The organism is Streptomyces sp. RPA4-2, from assembly GCF_012273515.2.
GTDB classification, from domain to species: Bacteria; Actinomycetota; Actinomycetes; order Streptomycetales; family Streptomycetaceae; genus Streptomyces; species Streptomyces kaempferi.
In genome coordinates this window covers 7,239,799-7,253,626 of sequence record NZ_CP050975.2, presented here as the reverse complement: position 1 = coordinate 7,253,626, position 13,828 = coordinate 7,239,799, and the positions used below count along the sequence as shown (strand labels likewise).

Sequence of the window (13,828 nt, the reverse complement as noted above, 5' to 3'; positions counted from 1 at the left end):
CCGGCCGCCCCGGGAGGTCACCCGCGCGCACCCGGACCCCCGGCTCGCCCTGAAGGGAGGCGCCCCGCCCGTGACACGACGGCGCCCCGCGCCCCGCGCCCCGCGGGCGACGGGCGACGGGCGACGGGCGACGGGCGACGGGCGACGGGCGACGGGCGACGGCTGGATCTACGCGAGCGCGGGCTCGTCCAGCGTCAGCGTCCCCTCGTCCGAGTCCAGTTCCGCCCCGACGCCGAACGGAATCGTGAGGGCCCCCTCGCAGTGGCCGAACCCGAAGTGCTCGACGACCGGCACGCCGAGGCCGCCGAGCCGGTCGGCGAAGACGGCCCGCAGGCTCTCGTACGGACCGCAGTCCACCCAGGAACCGAGCGCGATCCCGGCGACCGAGTCGAGCCATCCGGCCCGCAGGAGCTGGGTGAGGATCCGGTCCAGCCGGTAGGCCTCCTCACCGATGTCCTCGATCAGCAGCAGCCCGCCCCGGGCGGAGGCACGGGCGTGCGGTGTTCCGAGGTCGGCGGCCAGCAGGCTGACGCAGCCGCCGAGGGTGACACCCCGGGCCCGCCCCGGCACCAGCGCGCCTCCCGTGACGGACGTGAGGGTTCGCACGGTCTCCGGCTCGAAGAGCGTCGCCCGCAGGTGTTCCTGCGTCCGCGCGTTCTTGAGGAAGTCGACGGCCGCGACCATGGGTCCGTGCAGGGTGACCAGCCCGGCGCGGGTCGCGAACGCCTCGTGCAGTGCGGTGATGTCGCTGAAGCCGAGGAACACCTTGGGGCCCGCGGAGCGGATCGCGTCCCAGTCCAGGAGGTCGACCATGCGCTGCGCTCCGTAGCCGCCGCGGGCGCAGAACACCGCGGCGACCTCCGGGTCGCACCAGGCGGCCTGGAAGTCGGCAGCCCGGTCGGCATCGGCGCCCGCGAGGTAGTTGAACTCGGCGTGCCGGTCAAGGACATGGGGGGCCACCACAGGATCGAGATCCCAGCCGCGCAACAGGTCGAGGCCCGCCTCCAGCCGCTCCTCGGGCACCGGACCGCTCGGCGAGACGACGGCGACGCGGGCCCCTGGTGCGAGCCGGGCGGGACGGATCAGGGACTTCACTTGAGGAGCTCCAGAGTGGGAATGCCGGGCGGGTTCAGACCGAAGACCTGTGCGTACAGGGAGAGTTCGGACTCCAGGGCGCGCACCATGGTGTCGGCCCGGCGGAATCCGTGCCCCTCGCCCTCGAAGGCGATGTAGGCGTGCGGGACGTGGCGCCCCGCCATCCTGGACAGGAACCGTTCGCACTGCGCGGGCGGACAGATGGGGTCGTCGAGCCCCTGGAGGAGGAGGAAGGGCGCGGTGATCCGGTCGGCGTGCTCGGCGGGTGAACGCTCCACGTAGCGGCCCGGCACCTCGGCGAGCGGACCGATCAGCGACTCCAGGTACTGGGACTCGAAGTCGTGGGTCTCCCCCGAACCCCAGCTGGTGAGGTCGAGGATCGGGTACAGGATCGTGCCGCAGGCGTAGACGTCGGTGGCGGTGAGGGACGCGGCGGTGGTCCAGCCGCCCGCGCTGCCGCCACGGATGGCGAGCCGGCGCCGGTCGGCGGTGCCCTCCTCCGCGAGGGCGACGGCGACGGCCGCGCAGTCCTCGACGTCGACGACGCCCCACTGCTCGCGCAGCCGGTTGCGGTACTCCCTGCCGTGTCCCGCCGAACCGCCGTAGTTGACCTCGGCGACACCGATGCCGCGCGAGGTGAAGTAGGCGATCTCCAGGTCGAGGACGAGGGGGGCCCGGCCGGTGGGGCCGCCGTGTGCCCAGACGACGTAGGGCGGCAGTTCGTCGCCGGGGGCGACGTGATCGGGGTGGTGCGGTGGATAGACGTGGGCGTGGATCTCCCGGCCGGCGGGACCGGTGAAGGTGCGGATCTGCGGCTCCGGGTAGTACGCGGGATCCACCGGGTCGTCGTGGGCGGCGCCGAGCACCCGGGCGCGTCCGGTACGGAAGTCCAGCTCGACCACCTCGTACGCGCTGCGCGGGCTGGCCCCGACGCCCAGGACGCGGCTGCCGTGCACGGCGAGCGTCGGCGTGAACTCGGTCCAGGGTCCTGCCGCGTCGACGACCTCGCCGGTCTCCGGGTCCACTATCCCGAGCGCGGTGGCGCCCCGTCCGTGCACGACGGCCACGAGCCCGCTCGGCAGGGGCGCGAACCAGCGGTACCCGATCTTCCACAGCGGGCCGCCGAACTCCTCCTCCCGGGTGCAGACGGGCGTCTCCCGTCCGAGCCGGTACAGGTTCCACCAGCCGGTGCGGTCCCCCGCGTACAGCAGGGTGCCGTCGGCGGCCCAGTCCGCCTGGGCGATCGACTCCTCGGGGCCGCCCGCGACCACCCGCGGGGCGTGCAGGATGCCGTCCTCGGTGACGTCCGCGAGGATGAGTTCCGTGCCGTCCCAGGGCATCCGCGGGTGGTCCCAGGCGAGCCAGGCCGCCTGCCCGCCGTCGGGGGACAGCCGCGGTCCGGTGACGAACCGGTGGCGTGCGTCGGTGAGTTCACGCACGGCGCCCCGGTCCTGCGCGGCCGACCCGTCGAGCGGCACCGCGACGGCGACCCGTCGTACGTCGGTCGGTCCGTCGCCGGTGAACTCCTCCATCACACACCACACTTCACCCCGTTCGGGGCGCAACTGCGGGTCCACCCAGCGCAGTCCGCCGCCGACGGAGGACACGGGTGTGAGGGGGCGGGGCTCGGCGCCGGGCTCGTACGCGTACAGCCGTTGGTCGGCGAAGTTCACGAACACCACGAACGGCCCCTCGGGGCGCATCTCCCCCGCCCAGGGCTGTCCGCCGTACTCGATGACGCGGCTGCGGACGTTCCACGGGGCGGGCAGCACCGACTCCTGCGTGCCGTCGGCGCGTCGCCGCACGAGGGCACGCCGGCCGCCCTCGGTGGGCCGGGGTTCGGTCCACCAGGCCTCGTCGCCGACGAAACCGGCGAACTCGGGGTGCCCGTCGTGTGCCGCGGCGAGCCCCGCGTCGATGGGCGAGGGCCATGATCCGTATGACAGTGTCCGCATTCCGTCCCCCTCAGGCCGTGCGCAGAAAGCGGTCGAGAACGCGGACGCCGAAGTGCAGTGCCTCGACGGGGACGCGTTCGTCGACACCGTGGAAGAGCGCCTGGTAGTCGAAACCCTCGGGCAGTTTCAGCGGCGCGAATCCGTAACCGGTGATACCCAGGCGCGAGAACTGCTTGGCGTCCGTGCCGCCCGACATGCAGTACGGCACCACGTGCCCCTCGGGCGCGAACTCCTCGACCGCCGCACGCATCCGGTGGTACGTCACCGAATCCAGCGGCGCCTGCAGGGCGACCTCGCGGTGGTGGAACTCCCACTCCACGTCCGGTCCCGTCAGGTGGTCGAGGGTGGCGCGGAACTCGTCCTCGGTGCCCGGGAGATGGCGGCCGTCCACGTACGCGACCGCTTCCCCGGGAATCACGTTGACCTTGTAACCGGCGCTGAGCATGGTCGGGTTGGCGCTGTTGCGCACGGTGGCGTCGACCAGCGCGGCGGCGGGGCCGAGCTTGCGCAGCAGTTCGTCCACGCCGTCGAGGTCGTCGAGGTCCGCGTCGATCCCGTACAGCGCGGCGAGTTCGGTGAGGGCCGCGCGGACGGTCGGCGTGAGCCTGATGGGCCACTCGTGCGCGCCGATCCTGGCGATCGCGGCCGCGAGGTGTGTCACGGCGTTGTTCCGGTTCACCTTGGAGCCGTGGCCCGCCCGCCCGCGCGCCGTGAGCTTGAGCCACCCGGTGCCGCGCTCCCCCGCCGCGATCGGGTAGAGCTCCCGGCCACTGCCGTCGTGGAAGGTGAACGCCCCGGACTCGCTGATGCCCTCGGTACAGCCCTCGAACAGCTCCGGATGCCGGTCGGCGAGGAATCCGGACCCGTCCTCCGCGCTCGCCTCCTCATCGGCGGTGAACGCGATCACGAGGTCGCGCCGGGGCCGTACACCGAGGCGTGCCCAGCCGCGGACGACCGCGAGGATCATCGCGTCCATGTTCTTCATGTCGACCGCGCCGCGCCCCCAGACGACACCGTCGCGGATCTCCCCGGAGAACGGGTGCACGCTCCAGTCCTCGGCCTGCGCGGGCACCACGTCGAGATGACCGTGGACGAGCAGCGCGTCGGCGGAGGGATCGGTGCCCTCCAGCCGCGCGACGACGTTCGTACGGCCCTTGGTGCGCTCCAGAAGGAGGGGTTCCAGGCCTGTCTCGGCCAGCAGCGCGGCGGCGTACTCCGCGGCCGGCCGTTCCTGGCAGTCGCCGCCGCCCCGGTTCGTGGTGTCGATACGGATGAGGTCGGAGGTGAACCGTACGACCTCGTCCAGTGCCTGTCCGTCAGCCATACTGCTCCTCCACCGCGGCCGAGACGATCGTGGTGACCGCCTTGAAGGTGCGGATTGCCTCGTACATGGTGTCGTTGGTGTAGGCCACTCTGCGCTCTCCGGTGCGTTCCACACCCGGCACGACGGTGGCCGCCATCGACAGATGCTCCGCGTCGAACTCCAGCGCCACCGTGAAGGGGCCGCCCACCACCGGTTCGTGCCGTACGGCCAGCGCTGCCGCCTCCTTGGCGGCGGCCCGGATGTCGGCGGCGGTCCGGGACGGCGTACGGCACACCGCCGCGTACCGCGACACATGGTCCTTGACGGCGACCTTGAGCGCCCCGGGCGCGTATCCGAGCGCGTCCTCGCAGGCCAGGTCGTCGCCCGTGACGAGGACGACGGGGACGCCGTACTCGGCGACGACATGCGAGTTGAGCAGCCCCTCGCTGGCCCGTACGCCGTTCACCCACACCCCGGTGATCGAGTTCGCGAGGTAGGTGTGCGCGAGGACGCCCTCCATGCCGGCGCCCGTGTGGTACCCGACGAACGCGATGCCGTCCACGTCACCGTGCTGCACGCCCTCCACCATGGACAGCGACTTGTGCCGGCCGGTGAGCATCTCGGCTCTCTCGTCGAGCCGTTCGAGCAGCAGATTCCGCATGGACCAGTGCGCCTCGTTGATCAGCACCTCGTCCGCGCCGCCGTCGAGGAAACCGAGCACGGCGGCGTTCACGTCCGAGGTGAACATCGAGCGGCACCGCTCCCATTGCGGTGTCCCCGGGAGCACGTCGGCCGGCCAGGTCACCCCGGTGGCGCCCTCCATGTCGGCGCTGATGAGGATCTTCACGACACACCCTCTTCGCACAGGTCAGCGGCTTTCTCCATGTCGGGTCACGCTACGCGGCGACGCGGCGCCGGGCCAGGACGCCATGCGTGGACATAGCGGCCCGAACCGGACCCGCCGCACGTTTCGCGACCGTCCGGCGGTCAGGGTTTCACGGCGACCGCGGAGAACTGCGCGAGGGGGCCACTTCGGCTGACGTCTGTACCGGCATCGGCGTCGGCGTCGGGGCGGTCCGGGGTCTGGAGTCGGGTCCGAGGTCCGGAGTCCGAGGACCAGGGCGGGAGTTCGGGGTTCGGGGTGCGGGGTTCGGCGTGATGCGCGGACGCGGCCGGGATCAGTCCTCGTAGACGGTCAGGACGACGCCGTCCAGCTCGATGCGGCGCGGCGTCCCGCCCTCCCCGCGCACCAGGGCGTCGAGGCAGCGGCGGAAGAGCTTCAGCTCCTGCTCGCTGAGGACGGCCGCGGCGAGGTCGAGGAGTTCGGCGAGCGCGGTCTCGGTCAGTATGTCGGGCAGTTCGCCGGAGAGCAGGACGACGGACTCGCCGGTACTGCCCCGGACCACGGCGGTGGTGGGTCCTCCGTGCACGAACAGCACATGTCCCCCTGGGTGACACAGGGGTCGTGCGGCTCACGTGCCCCGAGCAGAATGAGAGACTAGCTGTGGATCTTGCCGGTTTCGGCGGTTCTGGATTCTTTTACCGGGATCCCCGGGAAGGGGAACCGGAGCGGGCGCCCGGGCGTCCATGCCGTACGGCCTCGGCCGGCCCCGCAGCCTGACACGCACCGCGTCCGGGGCCACGCCCGGACCGCACCGGGCCCGAAGACCCCGGCCCACCCGACGCGACGCCGGCCCCGACCCGGGCGTCAGCCGTCAGCCGTCAGCCGTCAGGCGTCAGGCGTCAGGCGTCAGGCGTCAGGCGTCAGGCGTCAGGCGTCAGGCCGATGGTCAGCGCCGGTGGGCGTCGCGCCCCAGGAGTGATTCCACGAGCGCCGCGACATGGCGCCGGTCGTCGACCGAGAGCTGCTGCACGCTCGCGATGAGCAGGTCGACCTCGGGGTCGGCCGAGGCACCGGCGTCCACCACCGCCGCCGCCGGATCCGTCGCGTACACGTGAATGCCGCAGGCCTCCGCGGCGGCACGGCGCACCGTGTCCAACGACAGTCCAAGCCCCTTGGACAGCCCTTCCAGCGTGCTGGGCTGTGGCATGCGCACCACGCGCTCGGCCGTCGCCAGGTGATGGACCGTGGAGCGCGGAATGCCGCCCCGACGTGCCACCTCTCCGTAGGACCAGCCCTCACGGTCGAGGCGATCTCTGATGATCTGCTGCAGTGCGTTGGCCACCGATGGTCACTTCCTGCTCGCCGCCGGGCGGAACTCTTCCAAGCGGGATCGATTCTACGTGGGGCTTCGCTCAGGCCCCAGAAGTCTTTCCCCGAACCGCTTGCGCGGCGAGCTCCGGGGCTACTACTGTCCAATCTCGTTGGACAGCACGTCCGACAAGATTGGACGAAGTTTGGGGGGAACCTGCCTTCGTTCGATCGGAAATGTCTATCCCTGAGGGGGAACTGATCATGATGGACAACCGTGAACTCGACACCGAGTCCGCCGAGCTGCTGCCCGGTCGCGAGGCCCTCGGACGCCTGAAGTTCAGCTTCGGCCGCACCACCAACGTGACCAAGCACGTCGCCAACATCAGCGCCCACAACGAGTCGGCCGCGCTCAACGACCACTCCAGCTGGTCGGACGCGTCGTCCAGCGCCGCCCAGGCCATCAACGTCTCGCAGTAGTCCGGCACGGGACGCTCGCCCGCGTCCCTCCCCACCTCCGCGGCACCGGACGCCGCGCCCGCGTCCGCCTTCGCGTCACCACCACGACCACATCAACGAACCACGTCCCGAAAGGACATCCCATGAGCATGGACATGAACGAGCTGCAGTCCGAGTCCGCCGAGCTGCTCCCCGGTCGCGAGGCCCTCGGACGCCTGAAGTTCAGCTTCGGCCGCACCACCAACGTGACCAAGCACGTCGCCAACATCAGCGCCCACAACGAGTCGGCCGCGCTCAACGACCACTCCAGCTGGTCGGTGGCCGAGTCCAGCGCCAGCCAGGCGATCAACGTCTCGCAGTAACACCCGCCGCGCAACGGCTGTTCGGCGGACCGCGCCCGGGGCGGGCGCGGTCCGCCCTTGGGGGGGGAAGGACCACACATGACGGCACTGGGGGACGGGCCCGCGTTGCTGTACGACACCGGTTCGCCGGTGCCGGGGCCGGGGGAATCCCGGTCACCTACGAGCAGTTCGCCACGGGGACGCTGCCGGTCGTCGGCGCAGGCGTCGAGGTACTGCCGGTACCCCGACTCAGCTCCGGGCTGAAACTGCACGGGGAGTACCAGGGATCGGGCTTCACCGACCCGAAGTACATCGCGCGCCGCGGAGACGGCCAGGTCGTGCAGCTGTCCCGGCTGTTGTACCTGGTCGCCTCCGCGATCGACGGCGTGCACGACATCGAGACCATCTCGCACCGGGTGAGCGCCCGTTACGGGCGCGAGCTCAGCGCGGAGAACGTGCGCTACCTGGTCGAGGAGAAGCTCGACCCGCTGGGCGTCACGGTGCCGGAGGGGCAGGACGAGGAGGAGATCACCGCGCCGCGGTCCGATCTGCTGCTCGCCCTGAAGGGGCACCGGATCATCTTCAACGAGCGCCGCGCGGGCCGGATCGCCCGCTCGCTGGCCTGGCTGCACCGCCCCACGGTGGTCGTGCTGATGCTGGCGGCGGCCGTGGCCATGGACGTCTGGCTGTTCGGCTTCTTCGGCGCGGTCGAGCCCGTGCTGCAGGTCCTCGACCAGCCGGTGCTGATGCTCGTCGTGTTCGGGCTCACCGTGGCCTCGCTCGTCTTCCACGAGTTCGGTCACGCCTCGGCGTGCAGATACGGAGGCGCGCGGCCGGGGTGCATCGGCTGCGGGCTCTTCCTGATCTGGCCGTCCATGTACACCGACGTGACGGACATCTACCGGATCGGACGGGCCGGACGGCTCCGCACCGACCTGGGCGGGGTGTACTTCAACCTCGTCTTCATGCTCGCCATGACGGGCGCGTACTTCGCCACCGGTCAGCAGTTCTTCCTGGCCACGGTGTATCTCGGGCACTTCGAGATCCTGGAGCAGCTGATGCCGGCCGTCCGGCTGGACGGCTACTACATCCTCGGCGACCTGGCCGGCGTCCCGGATCTCTACGGCAAGATCAAACCGATCCTGCTCAGCACCGTGCCCGGACGGCGCGGCAAGGCGGCCCGCGCCGAGGTCGTCGGGCTCAAGAAGTCGTCCCGCACCGTCATCACCACGTGGGTCCTCACGATGGTGCCGCTGCTGATCGGTGAGCTCGGGTACGCGCTGTGGAACCTGCCGCGGATCGTCGCCACGATGGTCCGCTCGCTCACCGCGCAGGTCGTGGGCACGGGCGACGCCTTCGTCAACGGCCAGATCGCCGCGGGCCTGATCGGCGTGATCGGCTGCTTCATGCTGCTGTGCCCGATGGCCGGCGTGGTCTACCTGTCGGTCAAGATGGGCGGCCGGGTCTTCCGCGCCGCCAAGCGCTCGACCGACGACAAGCCCCGCCTGCGGGTCGCGCTGTGCGCGCTGGCCCTGGTCGGTCTGGGCACGCTGAGCTACGCGTGGGTCTCCGGCGTGACGCCCGAGCCGCTGCCGAAGCGGCCGCCGATCGCCCCGATCCTCCAGCCCGGCGTCTCCACGGCCCAGCCGCCCGCCCGGCAGGCGACCGCACCCGGACCGCAGGCGTCCCCGTCCGGCTCCTCCGCGGCTCTGCCGTCCGGCACCGCGTCCCCCGGCGCCTCGGGCAGCGCCTCCGCGAGCGCCTCGGCCTCGCCCAGCGCGGACGCGGGAGCCTCCGCGTCACCCAGCGCGGGCCCGTCCAAGAAGCCGACCGAGCCCACCGGCGGCCAGAACACGACGGGTACGGCCCCGGCGGGCTCGCCGCCCGGTCCCTCCGAGGGACCCGCCGAACCGCCGACGTCCGAGGCTCCGTCCTCGGCGGCGCCGACCACCGATCCGCCCACCCCGACGGACAGCCCGAGCGCGACCGGCGAACCGCCCCCGGTCACACCGTGACCGGCCGCACACTGCACCGACACCACAGGAGAACCATGTGAGCACGCATGCCAACGCCCATCGAAAGCCGAATCCCGTCGGCAAGACACTCGGCCGCAAGGCCATGCGCATAGGCCTGTTCGCGGCCGGCGCGGCCGGTATCGCCACCGCCGTACCGGCCCAGGCCGCCACGGCCGCGGCCGGCAGCATGGGCCGTAGCGCGGCCGTCGCCGAGGACCACACCTTCAGCCACGCCGACCGGGCCCATCCGACCCAGGTCAAGGACTCCTTCACCGTCCGGCAGTTCGGCACGGTGAAGTCCGCGGGCATCCGCAACCAGGCCAACGCGGTCTCCGTCGGCTGCTCGGTCGACGCGCACTGCCGGTCGGTGGCCCTGTCCTTCCAGATCGTCACCCTCGCGGGCCAGCACACGCGTCTGAACGCGGTGAACCTCAGCGACGCGGCGAACCAGCACTGTGACGGATGCCAGACCCTGGCCGGCGCCTACCAGTTCGTGGTCTCCACCGCGCGTCCGATCACTCTGGACAGTGCGACGAAGAGCCGGCTCGCCGACATCCACCGCAGGCTCGACGAGCTGAGCCGCTCCGGTATCCCGGCCGCCGACCTGAAGACGAAGGTCGACGCGCTGGCCGCCGAGGTCACCGGAGTCCTGCACGACGCGGTGGCGGCCGCGCCCAAGGCCGCGGACCAACCGACCGTGGCGGTGCACCGTCACATGGACGGCTGGCCCGGCCACTGAACAAGGCCGCAGCGAACGGCTGTTGGCGAACACCGTCGACGAACGCTGTTGACGGAGGTCGTCGCGCGAGGCCGTTGCGCGGCGCGTGCGCGGGGCCGTTGAGCAAGGCCGCGGGCCGAGGTCACCGCGTATTCGACCAGGGCCACTGAGAGGGGTACGGCGTCACCGACCGGCCGGTGACGCCGTACCCGTACCGTGGCTCAGTCCGCGGTGCGGCCCGCCACCAGCCACTTCGAAGGCAGTTCGATCCGGGTGCCGAGCGCGGTGTACTCCGCCGTGACGAGCGGGAGTTCACCGCTCGCGAGGACGGTGAGACCGGCCGCGCCGAGGTGGTCGGGGACGGATTCGTCGGAGACCTCGCCGGGGGCGATGCCGTGCCGGAAGATGGGTGCCAGTTTGGCGGGAGGGCCGTCGGAGCCCTGCGCCAGCCCCATCAGCACGGGGCGGGCGGCCTCGGAGAGTTCGACGAGGAACACCCGGCCCCGCTCCCCCACCAGAGTGGCGATGCCGTCCACCAGCGGCTGGCGGTCGTCCGGTTCGCACTGGTGGAGCACGCCGCGCATATAGACGTTGACGTCGCCGAGTTCCGCGTGCAGGTGCTGCACCTCGCTCTTCTCCGACGCGTCGAGCAGCCGGTACGTCGCCTGTCCCGCGGCGTCGGCATGGCGGGCGTGGTCGAGCGCCGCGGCCGAGATGTCGGCGCCGACGACGTGCGGGAAGCGGTCGGCGAGGAATCGGGTCTGGGTGCCGTTGCCGCAGCCCAGGTCGACGAGAGGCAGCCCGTGGAACGTCACGTACGGTTCGAAGAGTGCGAGATGGACGCCCGCGGTCAGGGCGGGCTCCGCATCCCAGAAGACGGCTCCCTGTTCGTCGGAGGCCTCGCGCCAGAAGCCCTCCCAGGCTCCCCTGTACCGACCCGTCACGCTCATGCCAGCTCCCCAGGTAGCACCGCCGCCCGCCGAGCACGACGGGTGAGATCGGTCTATCGCGCCTGGAGTGCGGCGACAAGCATGCGGCGCATTCCTTCACGGGTCATTTCGATCCGACTACGCCGTTGCGCGCCCCCTGCGCCCCCCGCGCCCCTGAAAGCCCGCGAAGTGTGCCGGGGAGACCCAGGAGTGTGTCAGTGCCGCGGCAGCGTCAGTTCGAACCACACGGTCTTGCCGCCGCTGGTGCGGCTCGCGCCCCACTCCCGGGCCAGCGTGCTGACGACGCGCAGACCTCGTCCGAACTCGTCGCCTTGGCCCGCGCTGAGCAGTGTCGGCAGGGTGTGGTCGTCGTCGGCCACCTCGCACAGCAGGGTGTCACCGCGCACGAGGCGCAGTTCGACCCGGCGGCTGTGCGTGTGCCGTACGGCGTTCGCCACCAGTTCGCCGGCCATCAGTTCGGCGGGGTCGGCCAGCCGCTGCAGGTCCCAGTCGTGCAACTGCTCCCGGACCGCGGCGCGGGCCCGGCCCGCCTCGGCCGGATCGGACGTGAGCCGCCACTCGGCGATGTCCTCGGGTTCGATGCCGTTGAGCCGGGCCATCAGCAGGGCCACGTCGTCCTTACGGCCGCCACGGGTGTTGAGGGCCCGGATGATCGTGTCGCAGGCGTCGTCCATGGACGCGGCCGGATGGGCGGCGGACTCGCAGAGCGTGGCGAGGCCGACCCCGATGTCCTCGCCGCGCACCTCTACCAGGCCGTCGGTGCACATCACGAGCCGGTCGCCGGTCGCCACCGGTACGCGCACCGTCTCGAAGGGGACACCGCCGACCCCGATGGGCGCGCCGGTCGGCAGGTCGAGCAGATCGCTGTGGCCGTTCGCGGCGCGGACCAGGACGGGCGGGATGTGGCCCGCGTTGGCGATGTGGAGCTCACCGGCGATGGGGTCGTAGATCGCGTACAGGCACGTCGCGAGGTAGTGCTCGCCGAGCCGCTGGGCCAGGTCGTCGAGGTTGCGCAGGAGCTGGGCGGGCGGCAGGTCGAGTGCCGCCATGGTCTGCACGGCGGTGCGCAACTGTCCCATCATCGCGGCCGAGTTGAGGCCGTGGCCCATCACGTCGCCGACGACGAGGGCGGTGCGGGAGCCGGGCAGCTTCACCGAGTCGAACCAGTCGCCGCCGACGCGGCCGAGGAGCGTGCCGGGCAGATAGCGGGTGGCGATGTCACAGCCGGCCATGCGGGGCGCTATCTGCGGCAGCATGCTGTCCTGGAGCGTCTCGGCGACGCTCTCCTGGTACGTGTACATACGGGCGTTGTCGAGTACGAGGCCGGCCCTTGCGGCGAGTTCGGCTCCGGTGACCCGATCCATGTCGTTGAACTCGACACGCTCCGGGTGACGCAGCAGGACCATGAAGCCGAGCACCACGTTGCGGGCCTTCAGGGGCACGACCAGCATGGAACGGTGGGTGATGAGCGGCCTGATGTCGCGTTTCTCGAACTGCGCGGCGATCATATGGCCCATCCGCTCGCTGATGCGCGGCACGAGGACGGGCTCGCCGGTGGTCATGCACTGGAAGAACGGGGTGTGGGCGGGGAACGGCATGGCCTCGCCGACGGGCACGACGTCGTCCCAGCGGCCCGGCTCGTCCGTGTGCTCGAGGGCGACGCGGTGCCACATGGTGGTGGTGTCGGGCACGCCGTCGGGGAACCCCTCACCGGCGACGACCTGTTCGCGCAGATAGGTGCCCGCCACGTCCGTGAAGCGGGGCACGACGGCCCGGCTCACCTCCAGGATGGTCCGCGCCAGGTCGAGGGAGGTGCCGATGCGTCCGCTGACCTCGTTGAGGAACTCCAGGCGCTCGCGCACGGCGACGTACTCGAGGTCCTCGCCCTCGTCCTCCGCGCCGTACGTGTCCAGTGCGTCCTGTGCCTCCAGTGCGTCCCGCGGGAGCGGCGGACCGGCCGCCGCGGCCCCGGCGGCCCGCTCGCGGCGGGCCTTGCGCCCGGCCCGCCGGGGCACGCCCCAGTCGGGGGTGACGGGCACCCGGTCGTTCTGGCTGAACTCCATCACGGGATAACCGAGTTCGAGGATCTGCGCGACGACGCGGGCGCCTTCGTCCACACTCATGCTGGGCAGGATCTCGGGCAGTCTGCGGGCCAGCTCCTCGGCGCCGGGGAAGTCGGTGTGCAGCGCGAAGGCGGGTGCGATGCGCTCGACGGCCACCCGGTCGTCGGTGTGGCGCATCGCGCCCGCGTCGGCGGCCAGTACCAGCAGCCGCTCCCGCCCCGGGCCCACCAGCGGGTACGCCCACCACAACACATCGACGCGGCACCGGCCCTGGCCGCCCTCGTGGTCCGCTTCGTGCTCCCGGCCGGGCACCGTGAGCCGGGCGCGCCCGGCGGCCGGGTAGGAGAGCCGCCCGTCGAGCGAGGACTCCAGGTCGGGGCCGAGCCCGTCGTACGCGGCGTGGGCCCCGTACAGCGCCGTCTCGTCCTCCTCGGGGAGCACACCGGAGACGGGGAGCAGGTCGACGGCGGGGTGGCCCACCGCGTCCTGCCTGGAGACGCCGAACAGACGTCGGGCGCCGGTGCTCCAGTGGGAGACGAGGCCGTCGCGGTCCACGGCGACCACGGCCAGCGGGACGCGCCCGGCATCGGCGTGCTCCGTCACGCGGTTCCCAGCTGTGCGGCTGGGAGATGTGCCCACTTCGGTGCCACGCGAAGTGCCGCTCTCCATGGCCCAGGCCCCTCTCCCCGCGGCTCGGCAAGATCTGTGCCGCACCCACCACCGTACGACCGCGGCCCGTCGCGATGTGCGGCAACAGGGGAATTGACCTTTCCGGGG

The 13,828-nt window shown here is 71.8% G+C and carries 12 protein-coding genes; 4 read left to right on the top strand and 8 right to left on the bottom strand.

Annotation, left to right across the window (positions count from 1 at the left end; all coding sequences use genetic code 11):
- Positions 1–168 precede the first annotated feature (168 nt).
- From HEP85_RS31665 to HEP85_RS31640, 6 genes are all read right to left on the bottom strand, one after another.
- Positions 169–1,095 carry an LD-carboxypeptidase gene (locus tag HEP85_RS31665; RefSeq protein ID WP_168530932.1) on the bottom strand — a complete coding sequence of 309 codons (927 nt, stop codon included), beginning with the start codon at positions 1,093–1,095 and terminating at the stop codon, positions 169–171.
- Complete coding sequence (locus HEP85_RS31660) at positions 1,092–3,050, bottom strand: prolyl oligopeptidase family serine peptidase (RefSeq protein ID WP_168530931.1); 1,959 nt, start codon at positions 3,048–3,050, stop codon at positions 1,092–1,094. Before HEP85_RS31660 ends, HEP85_RS31665 begins: the two co-directional genes overlap by 4 nt.
- 10 nt (positions 3,051–3,060) lie before the next feature.
- Positions 3,061–4,374, bottom strand: coding sequence for a M20/M25/M40 family metallo-hydrolase (locus HEP85_RS31655; protein WP_168530930.1), 1,314 nt, complete (start codon positions 4,372–4,374; stop codon positions 3,061–3,063).
- Positions 4,367–5,200: a M55 family metallopeptidase gene (locus HEP85_RS31650; protein WP_168530929.1), complete on the bottom strand. Its 834-nt coding sequence runs from the start codon at positions 5,198–5,200 to the stop codon at positions 4,367–4,369. Before HEP85_RS31650 ends, HEP85_RS31655 begins: the two co-directional genes overlap by 8 nt.
- Positions 5,201–5,531: 331 nt before the next feature.
- Complete coding sequence (locus HEP85_RS31645) at positions 5,532–5,792, bottom strand: hypothetical protein (RefSeq protein WP_228120474.1); 261 nt, start codon at positions 5,790–5,792, stop codon at positions 5,532–5,534.
- A 351-nt stretch (positions 5,793–6,143) separates the two neighbouring features.
- Positions 6,144–6,539, bottom strand: a complete 396-nt coding sequence (locus HEP85_RS31640; protein ID WP_168530928.1) for a helix-turn-helix transcriptional regulator — start codon at positions 6,537–6,539, stop codon at positions 6,144–6,146.
- Positions 6,540–6,769: 230 nt separating this feature from the next.
- On the opposite strand from HEP85_RS31640, the gene HEP85_RS31635 reads away from it, so the two are divergent.
- From HEP85_RS31635 to HEP85_RS31620, 4 genes are all read left to right on the top strand, one after another.
- Positions 6,770–6,985: a hypothetical protein gene (locus HEP85_RS31635; RefSeq protein ID WP_228120476.1), complete on the top strand. Its 216-nt coding sequence runs from the start codon at positions 6,770–6,772 to the stop codon at positions 6,983–6,985.
- A gap of 122 nt (positions 6,986–7,107) precedes the next feature.
- On the top strand, positions 7,108–7,326 hold the full coding sequence (locus tag HEP85_RS31630) for a hypothetical protein (protein ID WP_148013015.1): 219 nt from the start codon (positions 7,108–7,110) through the stop codon (positions 7,324–7,326).
- Between the two features lie 317 nt (positions 7,327–7,643).
- Positions 7,644–9,320: a hypothetical protein gene (locus HEP85_RS31625; RefSeq protein WP_369657923.1), complete on the top strand. Its 1,677-nt coding sequence runs from the start codon at positions 7,644–7,646 to the stop codon at positions 9,318–9,320.
- Positions 9,321–9,357: 37 nt separating this feature from the next.
- A complete protein-coding gene (locus tag HEP85_RS31620) occupies positions 9,358–10,059 on the top strand; it encodes a hypothetical protein (protein WP_248002141.1) in 702 nt (233 codons plus the stop codon).
- Positions 10,060–10,259: 200 nt separating this feature from the next.
- On the opposite strand, the gene HEP85_RS31615 is transcribed toward HEP85_RS31620, so the two are convergent.
- Both HEP85_RS31615 and HEP85_RS31610 read right to left on the bottom strand, forming a co-directional pair.
- A complete protein-coding gene (locus HEP85_RS31615; RefSeq protein ID WP_168530926.1) occupies positions 10,260–10,988 on the bottom strand; it encodes a class I SAM-dependent methyltransferase in 729 nt (242 codons plus the stop codon).
- A 194-nt stretch (positions 10,989–11,182) separates the two neighbouring features.
- Entirely contained in the window at positions 11,183–13,720 is a 2,538-nt protein-coding gene (locus HEP85_RS31610) for a SpoIIE family protein phosphatase (protein ID WP_168530925.1), read from the bottom strand.
- Positions 13,721–13,828: the final 108 nt, after the last annotated feature.